Source organism: Nocardioides pacificus, assembly GCF_054775955.1.
Genome location: NZ_BAAHCI010000011.1, coordinates 178,494 through 195,360, shown reverse-complemented (window position 1 = coordinate 195,360; position 16,867 = coordinate 178,494). Strand labels below are relative to the sequence as shown.

General features: G+C 72.3%; 19 protein-coding genes. 2 read left to right on the top strand and 17 right to left on the bottom strand.

Annotation, left to right across the window (positions count from 1 at the left end):
- Nucleotides 1–157: 157 nt before the first annotated feature.
- Nucleotides 158–1,768, top strand: a complete 1,611-nt coding sequence (locus ACYU7L_RS14510) for an ABC-F family ATP-binding cassette domain-containing protein (protein WP_460797878.1) — start codon at nucleotides 158–160, stop codon at nucleotides 1,766–1,768.
- 6 nt (nucleotides 1,769–1,774) lie between these two features.
- Here the strand turns inward: ACYU7L_RS14510 and ACYU7L_RS14505 are convergent, their stop codons facing one another.
- The 12 genes from ACYU7L_RS14505 to ACYU7L_RS14450 form a co-directional block, all read right to left on the bottom strand.
- Nucleotides 1,775–2,665, bottom strand: a complete 891-nt coding sequence (locus ACYU7L_RS14505; RefSeq protein ID WP_460797875.1) for a hypothetical protein — start codon at nucleotides 2,663–2,665, stop codon at nucleotides 1,775–1,777.
- Nucleotides 2,662–2,994 (bottom strand): type VII secretion target, encoded by a 333-nt coding sequence (locus tag ACYU7L_RS14500; protein ID WP_460797872.1) that lies wholly within the window; start codon nucleotides 2,992–2,994, stop codon nucleotides 2,662–2,664. The genes ACYU7L_RS14505 and ACYU7L_RS14500 overlap by 4 nt, the downstream gene beginning before the upstream one ends.
- Nucleotides 2,991–3,434 (bottom strand): YbaB/EbfC family nucleoid-associated protein, encoded by a 444-nt coding sequence (locus ACYU7L_RS14495; protein ID WP_460797870.1) that lies wholly within the window; start codon nucleotides 3,432–3,434, stop codon nucleotides 2,991–2,993. Before ACYU7L_RS14495 ends, ACYU7L_RS14500 begins: the two co-directional genes overlap by 4 nt.
- Nucleotides 3,435–3,626: 192 nt before the next feature.
- Complete coding sequence (argG, locus tag ACYU7L_RS14490; RefSeq protein ID WP_460797868.1) at nucleotides 3,627–5,060, bottom strand: argininosuccinate synthase; 1,434 nt, start codon at nucleotides 5,058–5,060, stop codon at nucleotides 3,627–3,629.
- Between the two features lie 63 nt (nucleotides 5,061–5,123).
- Nucleotides 5,124–5,831, bottom strand: coding sequence for a DsbA family oxidoreductase (locus ACYU7L_RS14485; protein WP_460797865.1), 708 nt, complete (start codon nucleotides 5,829–5,831; stop codon nucleotides 5,124–5,126).
- 153 nt (nucleotides 5,832–5,984) lie between these two features.
- On the bottom strand, nucleotides 5,985–7,013 hold the full coding sequence (gene ilvC, locus ACYU7L_RS14480; protein WP_460797862.1) for a ketol-acid reductoisomerase: 1,029 nt from the start codon (nucleotides 7,011–7,013) through the stop codon (nucleotides 5,985–5,987).
- A 74-nt stretch (nucleotides 7,014–7,087) separates the two neighbouring features.
- Nucleotides 7,088–7,645, bottom strand: a complete 558-nt coding sequence (ilvN, locus tag ACYU7L_RS14475; RefSeq protein WP_460797860.1) for an acetolactate synthase small subunit — start codon at nucleotides 7,643–7,645, stop codon at nucleotides 7,088–7,090.
- 11 nt (nucleotides 7,646–7,656) lie between these two features.
- On the bottom strand, nucleotides 7,657–9,435 hold the full coding sequence (locus ACYU7L_RS14470) for an acetolactate synthase large subunit (protein WP_460797858.1): 1,779 nt from the start codon (nucleotides 9,433–9,435) through the stop codon (nucleotides 7,657–7,659).
- A gap of 249 nt (nucleotides 9,436–9,684) precedes the next feature.
- Nucleotides 9,685–10,389, bottom strand: a complete 705-nt coding sequence (locus ACYU7L_RS14465; RefSeq protein ID WP_460797856.1) for a VOC family protein — start codon at nucleotides 10,387–10,389, stop codon at nucleotides 9,685–9,687.
- Nucleotides 10,386–10,802, bottom strand: coding sequence for a VOC family protein (locus ACYU7L_RS14460; RefSeq protein WP_460797854.1), 417 nt, complete (start codon nucleotides 10,800–10,802; stop codon nucleotides 10,386–10,388). Before ACYU7L_RS14460 ends, ACYU7L_RS14465 begins: the two co-directional genes overlap by 4 nt.
- A gap of 10 nt (nucleotides 10,803–10,812) precedes the next feature.
- On the bottom strand, nucleotides 10,813–11,832 hold the full coding sequence (locus ACYU7L_RS14455) for a S66 family peptidase (protein WP_460797852.1): 1,020 nt from the start codon (nucleotides 11,830–11,832) through the stop codon (nucleotides 10,813–10,815).
- A gap of 40 nt (nucleotides 11,833–11,872) precedes the next feature.
- Nucleotides 11,873–13,120 carry a kynureninase gene (locus tag ACYU7L_RS14450; protein WP_460797850.1) on the bottom strand — a complete coding sequence of 416 codons (1,248 nt, stop codon included), beginning with the start codon at nucleotides 13,118–13,120 and terminating at the stop codon, nucleotides 11,873–11,875.
- 48 nt (nucleotides 13,121–13,168) lie between these two features.
- Between ACYU7L_RS14450 and ACYU7L_RS14445 the strand changes: the two genes are divergently transcribed.
- Complete coding sequence (locus ACYU7L_RS14445; protein ID WP_460797846.1) at nucleotides 13,169–13,444, top strand: DUF6916 family protein; 276 nt, start codon at nucleotides 13,169–13,171, stop codon at nucleotides 13,442–13,444.
- Between the two features lie 52 nt (nucleotides 13,445–13,496).
- Here ACYU7L_RS14445 and ACYU7L_RS14440 read toward each other — a convergent pair whose 3' ends face one another.
- From ACYU7L_RS14440 to ACYU7L_RS14420, 5 genes are read right to left on the bottom strand one after another with little or no spacing between them, the layout of a single operon-like run.
- Nucleotides 13,497–14,804: an ABC transporter substrate-binding protein gene (locus tag ACYU7L_RS14440; protein ID WP_460797843.1), complete on the bottom strand. Its 1,308-nt coding sequence runs from the start codon at nucleotides 14,802–14,804 to the stop codon at nucleotides 13,497–13,499.
- Nucleotides 14,797–15,309, bottom strand: a complete 513-nt coding sequence (locus ACYU7L_RS14435) for a GNAT family N-acetyltransferase (RefSeq protein ID WP_460797842.1) — start codon at nucleotides 15,307–15,309, stop codon at nucleotides 14,797–14,799. Before ACYU7L_RS14435 ends, ACYU7L_RS14440 begins: the two co-directional genes overlap by 8 nt.
- Entirely contained in the window at nucleotides 15,309–15,836 is a 528-nt protein-coding gene (locus ACYU7L_RS14430) for a phage tail protein (RefSeq protein ID WP_460797840.1), read from the bottom strand. Before ACYU7L_RS14430 ends, ACYU7L_RS14435 begins: the two co-directional genes overlap by 1 nt.
- Nucleotides 15,837–15,845: 9 nt before the next feature.
- On the bottom strand, nucleotides 15,846–16,349 hold the full coding sequence (locus ACYU7L_RS14425) for a phage tail protein (protein WP_460797838.1): 504 nt from the start codon (nucleotides 16,347–16,349) through the stop codon (nucleotides 15,846–15,848).
- A 12-nt stretch (nucleotides 16,350–16,361) separates the two neighbouring features.
- Entirely contained in the window at nucleotides 16,362–16,859 is a 498-nt protein-coding gene (locus tag ACYU7L_RS14420; protein WP_460797836.1) for a phage tail protein, read from the bottom strand.
- Nucleotides 16,860–16,867 lie beyond the last annotated feature (8 nt).

The following is a 16,867-nucleotide window of genomic DNA, read 5'->3' as shown; positions in this document are numbered from 1 at the left end:
GGGGCGACCGGGACGCGATATCCGATCGCGCACGGCCCCGCACCGGCCTATCCTCGAGACGTCCCACTCCCCATCTGCAGGCAGGTCCCGTTGCTCCTCTGAGGCGTCCGCACCCGTCGCCGTTCGGCGACTCCGCACCCCTCATGAGGAGACCCCCATGCCTGCTGTCATCACGTTGTCAGGAGTCGGCTTCCACTGGCCTGACGGCTCCCCGATCGTCGCCGGCCTCGACCTGGCCGTCGGCCCCGGCCGATCCGCTCTTGTCGGGGTCAACGGCTCCGGCAAGTCGACGCTGCTGCGCCTCGTCGCGGGGCAGCTGACACCGACCGTCGGGCGGGTCACCGTCGCCGGCCGGGTCGGCTACCTGCCGCAGGACCTCACCCTCGACGTCGCCCAGCGCGTCGACGCCTTCCTCGGCATCGCGCCCGTCCGGCGCGCCCTCTCCGCGATCGCGGCCGGCGACCGAGGCCCCGAGCATCTCGCCGCCGCCTGGGAGACGGTGGGCGACGACTGGGACGTCGAGGAGCGCGCCGGTGCGGAGCTGGACCGGCTGGGGCTGGACCCGGCCCTCCTCGACCGACGTCTCGGCCAGCTCTCCGGGGGCGAGGTGACCAGGCTGGGCCTCGCCCGCGAGCTGCTCGCCCGCCCGGACGTCCTGCTGCTCGACGAGCCGACCAACAACCTGGACCCGGCTGCGAGGGCCCGCCTGTACGCCGTCGTGGAGGGCTGGCGACGTCCACTGCTCGTGGTCAGCCACGACCGCGAGCTGCTGGAGCGGATGGATCGGATCGGGGACCTGCATCAGCAGCCCGAGGGTCTCACCGTGCAGTGGTACGGCGGCGGCTACTCGTCGTACGCGGCCCAGCTGGAGGCCGAGCAGGACGCCGCGGCCCGGGCGGTCACCAGCGCCCGCGCCGACCTGCGCCGCCAGCGAGGGGACCTCGTGGACAGCGAACGGGTCCTCGCGACGCGTCGCCGCTACGGGCGCAAGATGGAGGCGACGCTGCGCGAGCCGCGGATCGTCATGCGATCACGCAGGAGGCAGGCCCAGGTATCGGCGGGCAAGCACCGCGCCGTGCACGAGGACCGGGTCGAGGCCGCCCAGGAGCGATTGGCGCAGGCCGAGTCGCGGCTGCGCGAGGAGCCGGCGATCCGCGTCGACCTGCCCGGGACGGTGGTGCCGCACGGCCGGTCGGTGCTGGTCGCCGAGCAGCTGGTGCTGCGCACCGGGCGTCAGGTGGACCTCGAGCTGCGCGGACCCGAGCGGGTCGCACTCATCGGCGCCAACGGAAGCGGCAAGACGACGCTGCTGCACACGCTCGCCGGGCGGCTGGCTCCGGTCTCGGGCACCCTCGGCGTGCGGGTCCCCGTCGCCCTGCTCCCCCAGCGTCTCGACCTGCTGGACGACGCACGCTCGGTCTTCGACAACGTCGCCGCGCGCGCCGGCGGTGCGGACACGAACGCCGTGCGAGCCAGGCTGGCCCGGTTCCTCTTCCGCGGCGCCGCCGCCGACCGGCTCGTCGGCACGCTGTCGGGCGGCGAACGGGTCCGCGCCACCCTCGCGGCCGTGCTGCTGGCCGACCCCCCACCGCAGCTCCTGCTGCTCGACGAGCCGACCAACAACCTCGACTTCGCGGCGTACGACGCGCTCGTCTCGGCGCTGCGCTCCTTCCAGGGAGCGCTGGTCGTCGCCGGGCACGACCACGCCTTCCACGAGGACATCGGGGTGGAGCGCGTCGTCGAGCTGGGCGGCGTGGAGCACGGGTGAGGGCCCCTAGTCGCCCCGGTCATCGAGCCCGGCGTGGTTCTTGGCAGCGTTGCTCCCCGCGGTGTAGGCCGCGTTGGCCGGCGACGGCGCCTGGGGCGCCGGCCCGCGGAAGTCCCACCCCTGGCTGATCGGGCGCGCCTGGTGGTCGTCGACCACGCGACGCAGTGTGCGCTGGAGCGTGGCGACCGCGTCCATCACCTCGTCGAGGAGCCGTCCGAGCCGGCCCATCGTCGTGATCAGCGCGCGGATGAAGGTGGAGACGCGCTCGGACCACTCGGCGACCTTGGCGACGATCTCGGCCAGGGCACGGGGCGCGTCGGGGGTGAGCAGCCGGGCGATCTTGGTGAGCGCGTAGGCGACACACTCGCTGAGCGCGTCCCGCACGATCGCGCGCACTCCCGCGACCAGGGAGCCCGCGACGTCCGTCGCGGCGCCGACGCCCTGGGTGAGGGCGCCGTAGCCGTGCACGATCAAGGCGACCAGGCCGGTCGAGACCTCGTAGGCCCCTGAGGCGAGGCCGTTCCACGGCGCCGCCGCCGTTCGGGCCGCCTTCATGTAGTCGTCGGCGTCGGCATGGAGCCGACCGCCGACATTGCCCCAGGTCACCGCGAACGAGTGGATCCGGTCGGGGTCGCCGACGGTGTCGTCGAGCCAGTCGCGCAACGGGGAGAACCGCTCCATCGCCCAGCCCAGCCCGGCGGCCACGAGCGCCCCGGTCGGGTCGCACGCGGCGTTGAGAGTCTCGAGGCCCGAGGCGGCGCCGTTGAGGCCGGCCTCCACCCAGTCACCGCGGTCGAGCGCCTCCACCGAGGTGGCCATCGCGTCCAGCGGGCCGGCCGCGGTGTGCCAGCTGCGCGAGGCGACGGTCTCGGCCACCAGGGCGTTGGGCGCGCTCACAGCGCGAACCCCGGGTGCTCGCCCACCTCGTCCCGGAGCCGGGCCAGCCCGTCGACGACCACGCGCTCGGCGAGGTCGAACCCGCCGGCCACCCCCCGCACGCCGTGCCCGGTCACCTCGACGGCCGCCGTCGCCTCCCGGGCCGCCGCGACGCCGGCGACCTGGACCGGAGCCAGGGCCGTCCCGATGAAGGCGCAGATCCGACCGAAGGCGTCACCCTGGACGGCGACGTGGCGTCCGGCGTCGACCGCCTCCCGCGCGGACTCGGCGATCCGGTCCAGCTCGGCGGCGTGCGCCCGCAGCACGTCGGTGTCCACGTCGAGCGTCATCGGACCACTCCCGTCCGGCGCGGCTGCCCGACGCTCTCCTCGTGGGCACCAGGTGCGGCCCCGGGGGCGAGCAGCTCGGTGAGCCGACTCGTCAGCTCCTCGGCCGTGGCCGAGCCGGCCCCGTAGTGCGCAGCGGCCAGCGCCGCCGCCTCCTCGCTCATCGTGCGGCGGGCGGCCGCGTTGGCCTCCAGGACCCCGCGCCGGATCTCGTCGAGCGTGCCCTGCGCGAGTCCCGGCGAGAGCCACAGGTCCACGAGCCCGCCGCCGTGGCCCACGGTGACCTCGCAGCGGCCGTCGCCCGAGCGCCCGCGCACGGCCAGCGACTCCAGCTCGTCGGCCATCGCCCGGGCCCGGACGACCTGCGTGCGAGCCTGCTCCATCAGCTCGTCGACATAGGCCTGGGCCTGCTGCTCGCTCTGCATGCCGGGCGCTGCGGACATGGCGTCCCCCTTCGTCGAGATGTCGTGGTCCCGGTGATCCGGGTGCCAGTCGTCTGCCCGAGGAGGGAGGGTGGAAACAACGAGTTCTCGAGCCTGTGGAGAAACCGCAGACCCCGAGACACGACGACGCCCCGCGCCGTCGACGGACGGCGCGGGGCGGGGAGGGGGCGGTGACGGGCGTGAGCCCGCGAGTCAGTCGGTGCCGAACTCCATCGCGGCGGCGTCCAGCGCCTCGTCGCTGAGCTCGTCCTCAGCCAGCGGGTTCGCGGTGATCCGGTCGTAGCCGCCCTCGGGCAGCTCCCCGAACAGGGTGCCGTTCTCGACGAGCACCTGGCCCTGCTCGACCGGCTGGTTGGCGTACATCTCCAGCTTGGCGCGGGAGTCGGCGATGTCGAGGTTGCGCATCGTCAGCTGGCCGATCCGGTCGGTCGGGCCGAAGGCGGCGTTCTCGGTGCGCTCCATCGACAGCTTGTCGGGGTGGTAGGAGAACGCCGGGCCGTCCGAGCGCAGGATCGTGTAGTCCTCGCCGCGGCGCAGCCGCACGGTGACCTCACCGGTCACCAGCGACGCGATCCAGCGCTGGATCGACTCGCGGATCATCAGTGCCTGCGGGTCCAGCCAGCGACCCTCGTAGAGCAGCCGGCCGAGCTGGCGGCCCTGGGCCGCGTAGTTGGCCATCGTGTCCTCGTTGTGGATCGCGTTGAGCAGCCGCTCGTAGGCGATCCAGAGCAGTGCCATCCCCGGGGCCTCGTAGATGCCGCGCGACTTGGCCTCGATGATCCGGTTCTCGATCTGGTCGGACATGCCGAGCCCGTGCCGCCCACCGATCGCGTTGGCCTCCATCACCAGCGCCACGGAGTCGTCGTACGTGGTGCCGTTGATCGCGACCGGACGGCCCTGCTCGAAGCGGATCGTGACGTCCTCGGTCTCGATCTGCACGCTGGGGTCCCAGAACTTCACACCCATGATCGGCTCGACGGTCTCCAGCGAGACGTCGAGGTGCTCCAGGGTCTTGGCCTCGTGGGTGGCGCCCCAGATGTTGGCGTCGGTGGAGTAGGCCTTCTCCTGCGAGTCGCGGTAGGGCAGGTCGTGGGCGACCAGCCACTGGCTCATCTCGGTGCGGCCGCCGAGCTCGTGGACGAAGGCGGCGTCGAGCCACGGCTTGTAGATGCGCAGCTCGGGGTTGGCGAGCAGGCCGTAGCGGTAGAAGCGCTCGATGTCGTTGCCCTTGAACGTCGAGCCGTCGCCCCAGATGTCGACGCCGTCGTCGTGCATGGCGCGCACCAGCAGGGTGCCGGTCACCGCGCGCCCCAGCGGCGTGGTGTTGAAGTAGGCGCGACCGCCCGAGCGGATGTGGAACGCCCCGCACGCGAGCGCCGCCAGGCCCTCCTCGACGAGCGCCGTACGGCAGTCGATCAGGCGCGCGATCTCGGCGCCGTACACCGTGGCACGGCTGGGCACCGAGGCGATGTCGGGCTCGTCGTACTGCCCGATGTCGGCGGTGTAGGTGCAGGGCACGGCACCCTTGTCGCGCATCCAGGCGACGGCGACAGAGGTGTCGAGACCTCCGGAGAAGGCGATGCCGACGCGTTCGCCGACGGGGAGACTGGTGAGGACCTTGGACATGTCCCCTACTTTATGCGCACCTTTGCATGTTTATACAATCGGGGCGCCTCCCCGCCGGCAGGATCAGATCGCGCAGCCGTCCGGGCCGCAGGCGTCGGCGTCCCCGCCGACCATCTGGACGGTGGGACGGGAGTCGGCCCAGGCCTGGTCGAGCGCGTTGCGGAACACCTCGGCGGGCTGTGCGCCGGAGATGCCGTAGCGCTGGTCGACGACGAAGAACGGGACGCCGGTCGCGCCGTAGGCCCGTGCCTGCGCGATGTCGGCCTGCACCTCGTCGTCGTACGCCGTGCCGGCGAGCACCTCGTCGACCCGGGCGGCGTCGAGGCCGGCCTCGATGGCGACCGCACGCAGCACGCCGTGGTCGCCGACGTTCTCGGCGCGCACGAAGTACGACGCGAGCAGGGCCTCCTTGAGCCGCTCCTGCTGCGCCGGGCCGCCGACGTCGAGGGCCAGGTGGAGCAGCCGGTGGGCGTCCACGGTCTTGGTGTGCACCGTCTCGGAGAGACGGAAGGCCAGGCCCTCCTGCGCGGCGGTGTCGGTCAGCTGCTGCTGCATCTGACGCATCGTCGCGACGTCGGTGCCGTACTTGCGCGACAGCGACACCTCGGTCAGCTCGTCTCCGTGCGCCGGGGCGGACGGGTCGAGCTCGAAGGAGCGGTAGACCACCTCCACCTCGTCACGGTGGGGGAAGTCGGCGAGCGCGCTCTCGAGGCGGCGCTTGCCGACGTAGCACCAGGGACACACGACGTCGGACCAGATCTCGATTCTCACGTCGGGCTCAACAGCCTGGGGCCGGTGCGTGTTCCCCAGGGCGACGTGGCCGGCATCGCACGCCGTACTGACCACGCAAAACCCCCACTTACCTCACGAAGGTTCGCGTGGTAAGTGGGGGTTTCACGAGTTAACTCGTGAAACGAGCAGGGCTCAGCGCGTCGCGGTGCCCTCGACGTAGTCGGAGTCGTGCGACTTGACCCAGCTCATCAGCTTGCGCAGCTCGCGGCCGGTGGCCTCGATCGGGTGCTGCTCGCCCTTGGCGCGCAGCTCCTTGAACTCCGGGCTGCCGGCGTCCTGGTCGTCGATGAAGCGCTTGGCGAACGCGCCGTTCTGGATGTCGGAGAGGACGGCCTTCATGTTCTCCTTGACGCGCTCGTCGATGACGCGCGGGCCCGAGACGTAGTCGCCGTACTCGGCCGTGTCGGAGACCGACCAGCGCTGCTTGGCGATGCCGCCCTCGTACATCAGGTCGACGATCAGCTTGAGCTCGTGCAGGCACTCGAAGTAGGCGACCTCGGGCTGGTAGCCGGCCTCGGTGAGGACCTCGAAGCCGTACATGACCAGCTGCGAGGCGCCACCGCACAGGACGGCCTGCTCGCCGAACAGGTCGGTCTCGGTCTCCTCGGTGAACGTGGTCTTGATGCCGCCGGCGCGCAGGCCGCCGATACCCTTGGCGTAGGAGAGGGCGAGCGGCCAGGCGTTGCCCGAGGCGTCCTTCTCCACGGCGACGAGGACCGGCACGCCGCGCCCGTCGACGTACTCACGACGCACGAGGTGACCGGGGCCCTTGGGGGCGACCATGAACACGTCGACGCCCTCGGGCGGGGTGATGTAGCCGAAGCGGATGTTGAAGCCGTGGCCGAAGACCAGGGTGTCGCCGGGGACCAGGTTGGGCTCGACGTCCTTGGCGTAGAGGTCGCGCTGGACCTGGTCGGGGGCCAGGATCACGATCACGTCTGCCTCGGCGGCGGCGTCGGCGGGCGTGAGGACGCGCAGGCCCTCGGCCTCGGCCTTGGCGCGGCTCTTGGAGCCCTCCGGCAGGCCGATGCGGACGTCGACGCCCGAGTCGCGCAGGGACAGCGAGTGGGCGTGGCCCTGGCTGCCGTACCCGAGGACCGCAACGCTCTTGCCCTGGATCAGGGACAGGTCGGCGTCGTCGTCGTAGAACATCTCAGCCACAGGGGCTCTCCTTCATGGTGTGGATCATTCGTTGAATTGTGGTGCGTAGGGGGATCCGGCCGACGGCCGGCCCCTCACCCGACGGTCGAGGCGCCGACCGGCGGGGCCGGAACGGGGATCGGGACGGGCCGCAGGGTGCGCTCGGTGATGGAGCGCGAGCCGCGGCCGATGGCGACCATGCCGGACTGCACGAGCTCGCGGATGCCGAACGGCTCCAGGACCCGCAGGAAGTCCGCGAGCTTGTCGGCGTTGCCGGTGATCTGGATGGTGATCGCGTCGGTCGCGACGTCGATGACCTTGGCGCGGAAGAGCTGGACGGTGTCGAGCACCTGACCGCGGGTCTCGGCGTCGGCGCGGACCTTGACGAGCAACAGCTCGCGGGTCACCGAGGCGGTCGAGTCGAGCTCGACGATCTTGATCACCTCGACCAGCTTGTTGAGCTGCTTGGTGACCTGCTCGAGCGGGGAGGAGTCCACGTTGACCACGATCGTCATCCGCGAGACCTCGGGGTGCTCGGTGGGACCGACCGCGAGGCTGTCGATGTTGAAGCCGCGGCGGCTGAAGAGACCCGCGATGCGGGTCAGGACGCCCGGCTTGTTCTCGACCAGGACCGAGAGGGTGTGCTTGGTCATTGCAGGGCTCCTCAGAGGTCGTCTTCGTCGAACTGGGGGGCCAGGTCGCGGGCGTACTTGATGTCGTCGTTGCTGGTGCCGGCGGCCACCATCGGCCACACCATCGCGTCGCGGTGGACGCGGAAGTCCACCACGACGGGCACGTCGTTGATCTCCATCGCCTTGTTGATCACGGCGTCGACGTCGCCGGGGTTGTCGCAGGACAGGCCCACGCAGCCGTAGGCGTCGGCGAGCTTGACGAAGTCGGGGATCCGGATCGGGCCCTCGTGGCGCTGCAGGTTGGTGTTGGAGTAGCGCTCGTTGTAGAAGAGCGTCTGCCACTGGCGCACCATGCCGAGCGACTCGTTGTTGATGATCGCGACCTTGATCGGGATGCCCTCGATCGCGCAGGTGGCGAGCTCCTGGTTGGTCATCTGGAAGCAGCCGTCGCCGTCGATCGCCCACACCGTGGTGTCGGGGCAGCCGACCTTGGCGCCCATGGCGGCGGGCACCGAGTAGCCCATGGTCCCGAGGCCGCCGGAGTTGAGCCAGGTGTTGGGCTTCTCGTACTTCACGAACTGCGCGGCCCACATCTGGTGCTGTCCGACGCCGGAGGTGTAGATCGTGTCGGGGCCGGCGATCGCGCCGAGGCGCTCGATGACGTACTGCGGGGCGAGGGCGCCACCGGGCGGGGTCTCGTAGCCGGGGGCGTACTTCATCTTCACCCCGGCCAGGAACTGCACCCACGACTCGTAGTCGCCGGTGTTGCCCGCGTCGCCCTCGGCGCGCAGCGCGGCCACGAGGTCGTTGATGACCTCGCGGCAGTCCCCCACGATCGGGACGTCCGCGTGGCGGTTCTTGCCGATCTCGGCGGGGTCGATGTCGGCGTGGATCACCTTGGCACCGGGCGCGAAGGAGTCGAGGTTGCCGGTGACGCGGTCGTCGAAGCGCGCACCGAGGCTGATGATCAGGTCGCTGCGCTGCAGAGCGCCGACGGCCGCCACGGTGCCGTGCATGCCGGGCATGCCGAGGTGCTGCGGGTGGCTGTCGGGGAACGCGCCGCGCGCCATCAGCGTGGTGACCACCGGCATCCCGGTCAGCTCGGCGAGGACGAGCAGCTCCTGGGAGGCGCGGGACCGGATCACGCCGCCGCCGACGTAGAGCACCGGGCGGCGCGACTCCAGGATCAGCCGCGAGGCCTCACGGATCTGCTTGCTGTGCGGCCGCGTGACGGGACGGTAGCCCGGCAGCTGCAGCTCGCTGGGCCAGCGGAAGTCGGTCATCGCCTGGAGCGCGGACTTGGCCACGTCGACGAGGACCGGGCCGGGGCGGCCCGTCGAGGCGATGTGGAAGGCCTCGGCGATCGTGCGCGGGATCTCGGCCGGGTCGGTGACCAGGAAGTTGTGCTTGGTGATCGGCATCGTGATGCCTCGGATGTCCGCCTCCTGGAAGGCGTCGGTCCCGATGGAGGCGGCGCCGACCTGGCCGGTGATCGCGACCAGCGGCACCGAGTCCATGTGGGCGTCGGCCAGCGGCGTCACCAGGTTGGTCGCGCCCGGCCCGGAGGTCGCCATGCAGACGCCGACCTTGCCGGTCGCCGACGCGTAGCCCTGGGCGGCGTGGCCGGCCCCCTGCTCGTGGCGGACCAGGATGTGGCGGATCCGCGTGGAGTCCATCAGCGGGTCGTACGCCGGAAGGATCGCCCCGCCGGGGATGCCGAAGATGTTCTCCGCCCCGGCGCACTCGAGCGACTTGATCAGGCTCTGGGCGCCGGTGATCTGACCCTGACTCTGACTGCCCTGCTCGGCCATTCTCGTTCCCGTCTGTCTTGCGATCTGGTGCTGCTCGGACCAACAAAAAACCCCCCGGCCTGACGGCAGCGAGGGGAGGACGCGTGTGCGGTGAGACCTTGCGGGTCTCAGCTCACGCGTCGCGTGCATACAAGGAGGTCCATGCGCATGCACCTACGGTCGTCGTTGGCGCCGTCCGCCGTCAAGCAACTGTGTCACGCGTCCCACATATTGGTATCTGAATCCCACATGTTGGAGCCCGCAGCACCGTCAGCTCTCAGTCCCGGACCCGGTGTCGGCCTCCAGGCAGGTGCAGACGCAGGCCTTGTTCCCCTCCGCGTCCGCCAGGACCCAGAAGCTCGGGGCCTCGGCTTCACTGACCATCGTGCCACCCGCCGCCAGCGCGGCCGACACCCGCTCCTCCGCCAGGTCGTGGGGGACGTGGACATCGAGGTGGAAGCGCTGGGCGCCGGGCTCGCTCGCGGCCCCCGGTGCCTCCTGGAACCACAGCGCCGGCAGCGGTCCGCCCTGGTCGCCGAGCTCCGCGTCGTACGTCGGGTGGTCGCTGAGCCCGAGCACCGCCCGCCAGAAGGGCTTGAGCAGCCGGTAGTCCGGGGTGTCGAGCGCCACCTCGAGGACCTGGACGGCGTGCGGCTCGGCGGCCACACCCTCCTGCGCGGCGATGTCGCTGATCCGGCGGGCGAGCCGGATGTCGCGCAGGGTGACCGCCCGGACGTCGTGACTGGCCAGCCGCACGTCGAGGTGGTCGTAGCGCAGGTCCAGGTCGGGGTGGTGGTCCATCTCGTCGGCGGCCTCGGCGATCCGCGCCACCAGGCGGGCGCCGGTGCGGTGGTCGCCGGTGCGCAGCCGGGTGTGCAGCGCGTGCAGGAGCTGGCGCCAGTCGGTCAGCTCCTCGGCGAGGACGTCCTGGGCACTGAGGGCGACGCTGTCCCCAGGGGTGGGTGCGGGGCTCATGGCAGCACCTCCTGCCCGATGGGGCCGGCATTGACGGCGACCTCCCAGCGGTAGCCGTCCGGATCCCCGAAGTAGCCCGAGTAGCCGCCCCAGTCGCGCTGGACGGCCTCCTGCACCGGCGCTGCGCCGGCGGCGCTCGCGACCCGGAGCACCTCGTCGACCTCCTCGGGCGTGACGACGTTGTGGGACAATGTGAACGGCGCCACTCCACTCCCCCGCGCGATCGGGCCCACCTCGGCCTCGAACGCCGCGGCGTCCCAGAGCGAGAGCACCAGGTGCTCCCCCGCCTTGATCATCAGCACCTCCCCCGGCACGTCCAGCGCGGCCTCCCAGCCGAGGCCGTCGAGGTAGAACCTTCGGCTGGCGTCGAGGTCCGCCACCGCGAGGGTGATGAAGCTGATCCGCTGGTCCATGCGAGTCCCCTCAGGTCCAGGTCTGGGTGATCTCGTGCCGCTCGCCGTCGACCACGACCCGTGCGCGGGCGCCGTTGACGAGTGGAAGGAACGGTTGCACGTGTCCGCACTCCACGTCGAGCACCAGCGGCAGATCCAGTCCGCCGAGCGCGTCGAGCACGGCGGCGTGCTGGGTCATCCCGGCGCTGTCGGGAGCCGTGGTGCGGCCGACGAGGACCGCCTTCGCGTGCTCGAACCACCCGGCCAGCCGCAGGCCGTGCAGCGCGCGGGCCGTCTCGTAGGCCTCGCACTCGGCCGCCTCGAGGTAGACGACCAGCCCCTCGTCGGCGTGCGCCCGGCCGAAGCCCGCCACGTCGCCGTACGGCGTGGGCGCGAGGTGGTGCACGATGTCAAGGCAGCCCCCCACCAGTCGCCCGCTGACGTCGAGGCTCTCCGCACCCACCAGCCGCCAGCGGCCGGTGGCGTCGAGGGTCATCTCGTCGATGCCGGGCTGGTTCTCGTAGTCGTCCCAGCCCGCGGAGCGGAAGCGGCCGGGACTGCGCTGGACGAGCGCCTCGGTTGCCGCCGCGACGTCCGTCCAGTGGGTCAGCCCGGTCGGGGGACGGTAGGGCGTGTCCATCAGGTTGGAGCCGTGCAGGGTCGCCCACCCGAGCCGGGTCGTCAGCGCGAGCAGCACCGTGCTGAGGTCGCTGAACCCCACCACCCAGGTGGGCTCGGCCTGCGCGAGAGCGTCCCAGTCGAGCAGGTCGAGCAGGTCGATGGACAGCTCGCCACCCCACGGCGGCACCACCGCGCGGATCGCCGGGTCGAGGAGCATCGCCTGGAGCTCGGCTGCTCGCTGCGGAGCGGGAGCGCTGACCGGGCCGTCCCCGACCAGGCACGCGCCCACCGTCACGTCGTACCCGCGGCTGCGGAGCGTCTCGACGCCCTGGTCGAGCCGGCCGCGGAGCCGGGCGGGCACGCCCGAGGAGGGCGCGGTGACGCCGATGCGGTCGCCGGGCTGGAGGGGGCGGGGATAGCGGATCTGCACGCGCCCGACCCTGCCGCGCCCGGCCCGCCGGCGCAAGCGACTAGCGGGTCGTGCTGAGCGCCTCCCGGGTCGCGAGCAGGCCGCGCCGCACCTCGTCGTACGACGTGGAGAGCGGCGAGAGCCCCAGGCGAAGCCCGCCGGGGTCGCGGTAGTCGGGGATGACGTCACGCTGCCAGAGGGTCGCGGTGACCTCGCGCATGGCGGGATGGCTCAGCGTCACGTGGCCGCCGCGCAGTCGGGCCTCCCGGGGCGAGGCGACGGTGACACCGAGGGGTGCCAAAAGCTCGTTGACGAGCTCCACGGCATAGTCGGTGAGGGCGACCGACTTGGCGCGCACCGCAGGCATCCGGACCTCGTCGAGGAGCGCGATCATGTCGCGCATCGCGAGCATCCCGACGATCGGCGGCGTGCCGCTGAGGAAGCGACGGATCCCCTCCGCCGGCGCATAGTCGGGCCCCATCAGGAACGGGTCCCGTGCCCCCATCCAGCCGCGCACGGGCTGGGTCAGGGTCTCGAGGTGGCGTGCGGCGACGTAGACGAAGGCCGGGGCGCCGGGTCCGCCGTTGAGGTACTTGTAGCTGCACCCGACGGCCAGGTCCACACCGGCGGCGTCCAGCTCCACCGGCACCGACCCGACCGAGTGGCTGAGGTCCCAGAGCACGAGCGCGCCGGACTCGTGGGCGAGCCGGGTGAGCTCGGGCATGTCCGCGAGCCAGGCCGAGCGATAGGCGACGTGACTGAGCACGACGAGCGCGGTCTGCGGACCGACCGCCTCCGCGAGCTGCTCGGCACCGACTCCTCCGGCGAGGTCGACGTCGACCCAGCGCAGCCGCAGGCCGCACTCCTGCGCCACGCCCTCGGCGACGTAGCGGTCGGTCGGGAAGTTGTCCCGGTCGACGACGATCTCGCTGCGTCCGGGACGGGCGGCGACCGCGGCGCGCATCGCCTTGTAGAGCAGCACGGTCGTCGAGTCGCCGATCGCGGTCTGCCCTGGTCCTGCCCCCAGACAGACCCGCGCCAGCTCGTCGCCGAGGGTCAGCGGCAGGTCGAACCAGCCCTCGTCCCAGCCGCGGATCAGCCGGCCACCCCACTCCTCGCGCACGAAGCCCGCGATCCGGTCGGCCGTGACCGCGAGGGGGCGCCCCAGGGAGTTGCCGTCGAGGTAGACCAGCTCGCTCTCGGCGCCGACGAAGCGCGCGCGCAGGGGTGCCAGCGGGTCCGCGGCGTCGAGGGCGGCGGCGCGCGCGGCCGAGGCGACGGACGAGGGGGTGCTGAGCGGGGATGACATGCGCCCTTCCTACCCGATCGGGCCGCTCCACACGCTAGCGTCGTCGCCGTGGACCTGACCTTCGACCTGCTGGCGAACCACCTCGGAGAGACCGTCGCGCTCGAGGCCGAGGGCGGCGTCGAGGTGGCACTGGTGCTCGCCGCGGCCCACCCCGCCGGGGAGGGCCGGATCGGCGGCTCCCTCACACTCACCGGGCCCGTCGACCAGCCGCTCGGTCAGGGCACCTTCCCGCTGCGCAGCGACTCCCTCGGCGAGGGGCTGCTGTTCATCGTGCCCGTCGCCCAGGACGAGCGCTCGCGCACCTACGAGTCGGTCTTCGGCTGACGCCGCGGCGCGCGTTCGTGCTGCGAGCCCCGGCCCTGGCTCGGGCTCGGGCTCAGGTCCCGAGGTACTCGTTGACGTAGGCCGCGACCTCGTTGCGGCCCAGGATGGCCAGGGACGGGGGCACGCCGTCCACCCGCTGGCGCGTCGCCACCACCACCTGTCGTGGCCGTCCGGCTCCACCGGCGGTCCGTCGTACGGCGAGCGGGGTGCTGACCGTGCCCAGGCTGCGGTGGACGCGCTGGGTGCCGCGCAGACCGGGCACCGACGAGCCGGCCAGCACCGCGGCGAGATCGGACCATCCCCGGCCCGAGGTCTGGAGTCGGCCGGCCCCCTCGGCGATGAGCAGACCGGTGTCGTGCCCGAGCGCGGCGAAGGAGTCGGGGGCGCGTCCGCTGCGGGCGCGGTAGGCGCGGGCGAAGGAACGGTTGGCCGCGCTGGAGGCTGTCCGCGTCCAGGCGGCGACCGAGTGGGCGCCCACGGCGGCCCGTCCCATCCTCCCCATGGCGAAGTCCTCCACGGCGAGCGAGTCCACGACGAGCTCGACCTTGAGGCCGGCCCGGCGGATCGCCGTCACGATCTCCGCGGCCCGGCGCCCGCTCGCGCTGACGGACACGACCTTCGCCCGACTCGCCCGGGCGGCCCGCACCGCGGCGCCGATGCCGTCATCGCCGGGCGACTCGTGGGTGAGTGCCCGCCCGACCACCGCTCCCCCGGCCGACTCGAAGCCGCGGCGCACGGCGAACACGGTGTCGTAGCCCGCGTCCGGGACCGAGACGATCGTGAACATCCGCCGACCGAGGCGCCGCGCGGCCCACTGGCCCATCGACAGCGACGACTGCCAGTGCTGCAGTGAGCTGTGCAGCACCCCCGGCTCCGGGTCGGTCACGACGTGGGCGCCGACGTTGGCGACGACCAGCGCCACGCCGGCGTCACGACAGACCGGGGCGACGCGCTGGGCGGCGAGGGCGGAGACGCCGGCCACGATCACCTGCGCCCCGCCGGCGATCAGCTCCTCGGCCCCTCCCACGGCCCCCGCGTAGCCGTAGGTCACCGGTCGGGTGGTGAGCGTCGGGGCCACCGGCCGACGGCCCGCCGCCAGCCCGACCGCGAGGCCGTGCACCAGGTTGGCGCCGCTCGCGGCATGGCTCGTGGCCACGGGGGTGAGCACGCCGACCTGCAGGGGCCGGCCACGCGGGGCGGCCGTCACTGCTCCGGCCGTCACTGCTCCGGCCGGTGGCGTGAGCGAGCCCGGGACCGCGGCGATCAGGGCGGCCGCTCCTGCGGTGGCGACCAGGCCGCGTCGGCTGAGGGAGGCGGCGGGGTCGGGCCGCTCCGTCGTGGTCGGGTGGGGCTCAGACATGGGGGGCCTTTCGCTGCGCCGGGCGACGCAGGTGGACGAGATGGGTCGTGGAGGAGGTCTGCCGGGGTTGGAAGCCCAGTCCTGCGTAGAGGGCACCCGCGGGGTTGCCCGGTGACATCTGGAGCGTGACCGGCCGCTCCGCGTGGTCCGCCCGCTCGAGCCAGTGCCGCAGCGCAGCCGTGGCCGCGCCACGACGGCGCTCGGCCTGCGTCACCGCGAGGTCGACGACGCGCACCTCGACCCCACCCGCGTCGGCGACCTCGGCGACCAGGATCCGACCGACCGGGTGGCCCTCGCGCTCGACGATCTGGGAGACCGCCTCCGGGAAGCGCCCGGCGTAGGACCGGTCGCGGGCGGTCAGCTGGAGGTCGAGCAGCTGCTCCAGCTGGTCCGGCGAGCAGCCGGAGCGCGCGAGCTCGACGCGACGCTCCTGGACGAACAGCTCCCGCAGGAGCGCCGCGTCCTCGGGTCGGGCCGAGCGGAGGCGGTAGGTGGCAGCGCTCATCAGGGCCTCGGCGGGAAGACGCCCTGCAGGGCGATGCAGTAGTAGAAGGTCAGGTAGGGCATCAGGTTGTTGTGCGGCAGTCCCCCACCTGCGGGCCCCAGCGTCTGGGGCGCCATCGCGGCCGGCAGCCCACCCGAGGCCGGCCCGTAGGCCGCGGCACCCGAGGACGTGCCCAGGGCACGCGCCGGTCCGGGGACCCGCAGGTCCGCTGACTCGGGGCTGGCCAGGACCGAGTGCGTGTGGTGCGGGATCTCGCTGTTCAGCAGCGCAACGGTCTCGGTGCCCCCCGTCTCGCCGAGGTCGTACGACGACAGCCCCGGGCCCTGGCCGGGGTGCATCGCGAGCCGCCCCCGCAGGTCGGGAAGCGCGAAGTTGGACTTCCCGTCCCCGCCGTACGTCGTGCCCAGCAGGGAGAACAGAGCCGTGTTCTGCGAGATCGGCAGCACCTGGCCGTCGCACCACGCCCAGCCCTTGGGGGCGAAGTTGAAGGGGAACAGCCGGATCTCGGCCACGAAGGGGTCAGCCACAGTCGCTCCTCAGTTCGAGCTCGGGAAGATCCCGAACAGCGAGATGATGTAGTGCACGCACAGGTAGGGCTGCAGGTTGGTGTGGGGCTGACTGCCCCCGGTCGGGGCCACGGTCGTCGGCGCCAGCGCTTGCGTCGGGGTGTCCTCGACGAACAGCCGCGTCGACGGCGGCTGGGCCAGCAGGTGGTCGCCCGGGCCGTTCGCCGTCCCGGGACGGCCCTCCACCATCAGGGGATGGCTGTGACGCGGGATCTGGTTGACCGTCAGCGTGACGTCCTCGACTCCCCCGGTAGAGGCGAGGACGTTGCCGTTGCCCTGGTGCACCGGCACCCGACCGCGCAGGTCCGGCAGACGGAAGGTCTCCTGGCCGTCACCGCCGTAGGTGGTGCCGATCAGCTGGAAGAGCGTCTCGTTCTCGCTGATGGACAGCTGCTGCCCCTCGCAGAACATCCACCCGTTCGGGGCGAAGTTGCCGGCGAAGAGACGGATCTCCCCCACGTAGGGCTGTGCCATGTCGTCCGCCTCTCAGTTCCGGCTCGGGAAGATGCCCTGGAGGGCGATGCAGTGGGACGTGGTGAGGAACGGCTGCCGGTTCTCATGTGCCTGGCTGCCACCCACGTCGCTCACCGACGAGCCCACCAGTGCGGTCGACCCGGTGCCGGGCGTGTAGAGGTTCGGTCCGGCGGCGGGCAGGTTCCCCACCGGCGTCGCGGCGGTCGCCGCATCCGTGCGACCCGTGACGGCGTGGGAGTGCGTCGGCAGCTCGTGGAGCGACACCGTGTGCGCCTGCTCGCCGCCCCGCTCACCCAGGGTGTGACCGCCACCGACGTGCATCGGCGAGCGCCCCCGCAGGTCGGGGAGCGCGAAGTTGACCCGCCCGTCGCCACCGAAGGTGGTGCCGAGAAGCGCGAAGAGCGCCTGGTTCTGGTTGATGGGCAGGAGCTGGCCGTTGCACAGCGCCCAGCCCTGGGGGGCGAAGACGAACGAGAACATCCGGATCTCGCCCAGGAACGACTCGGCCATCTCAAGGT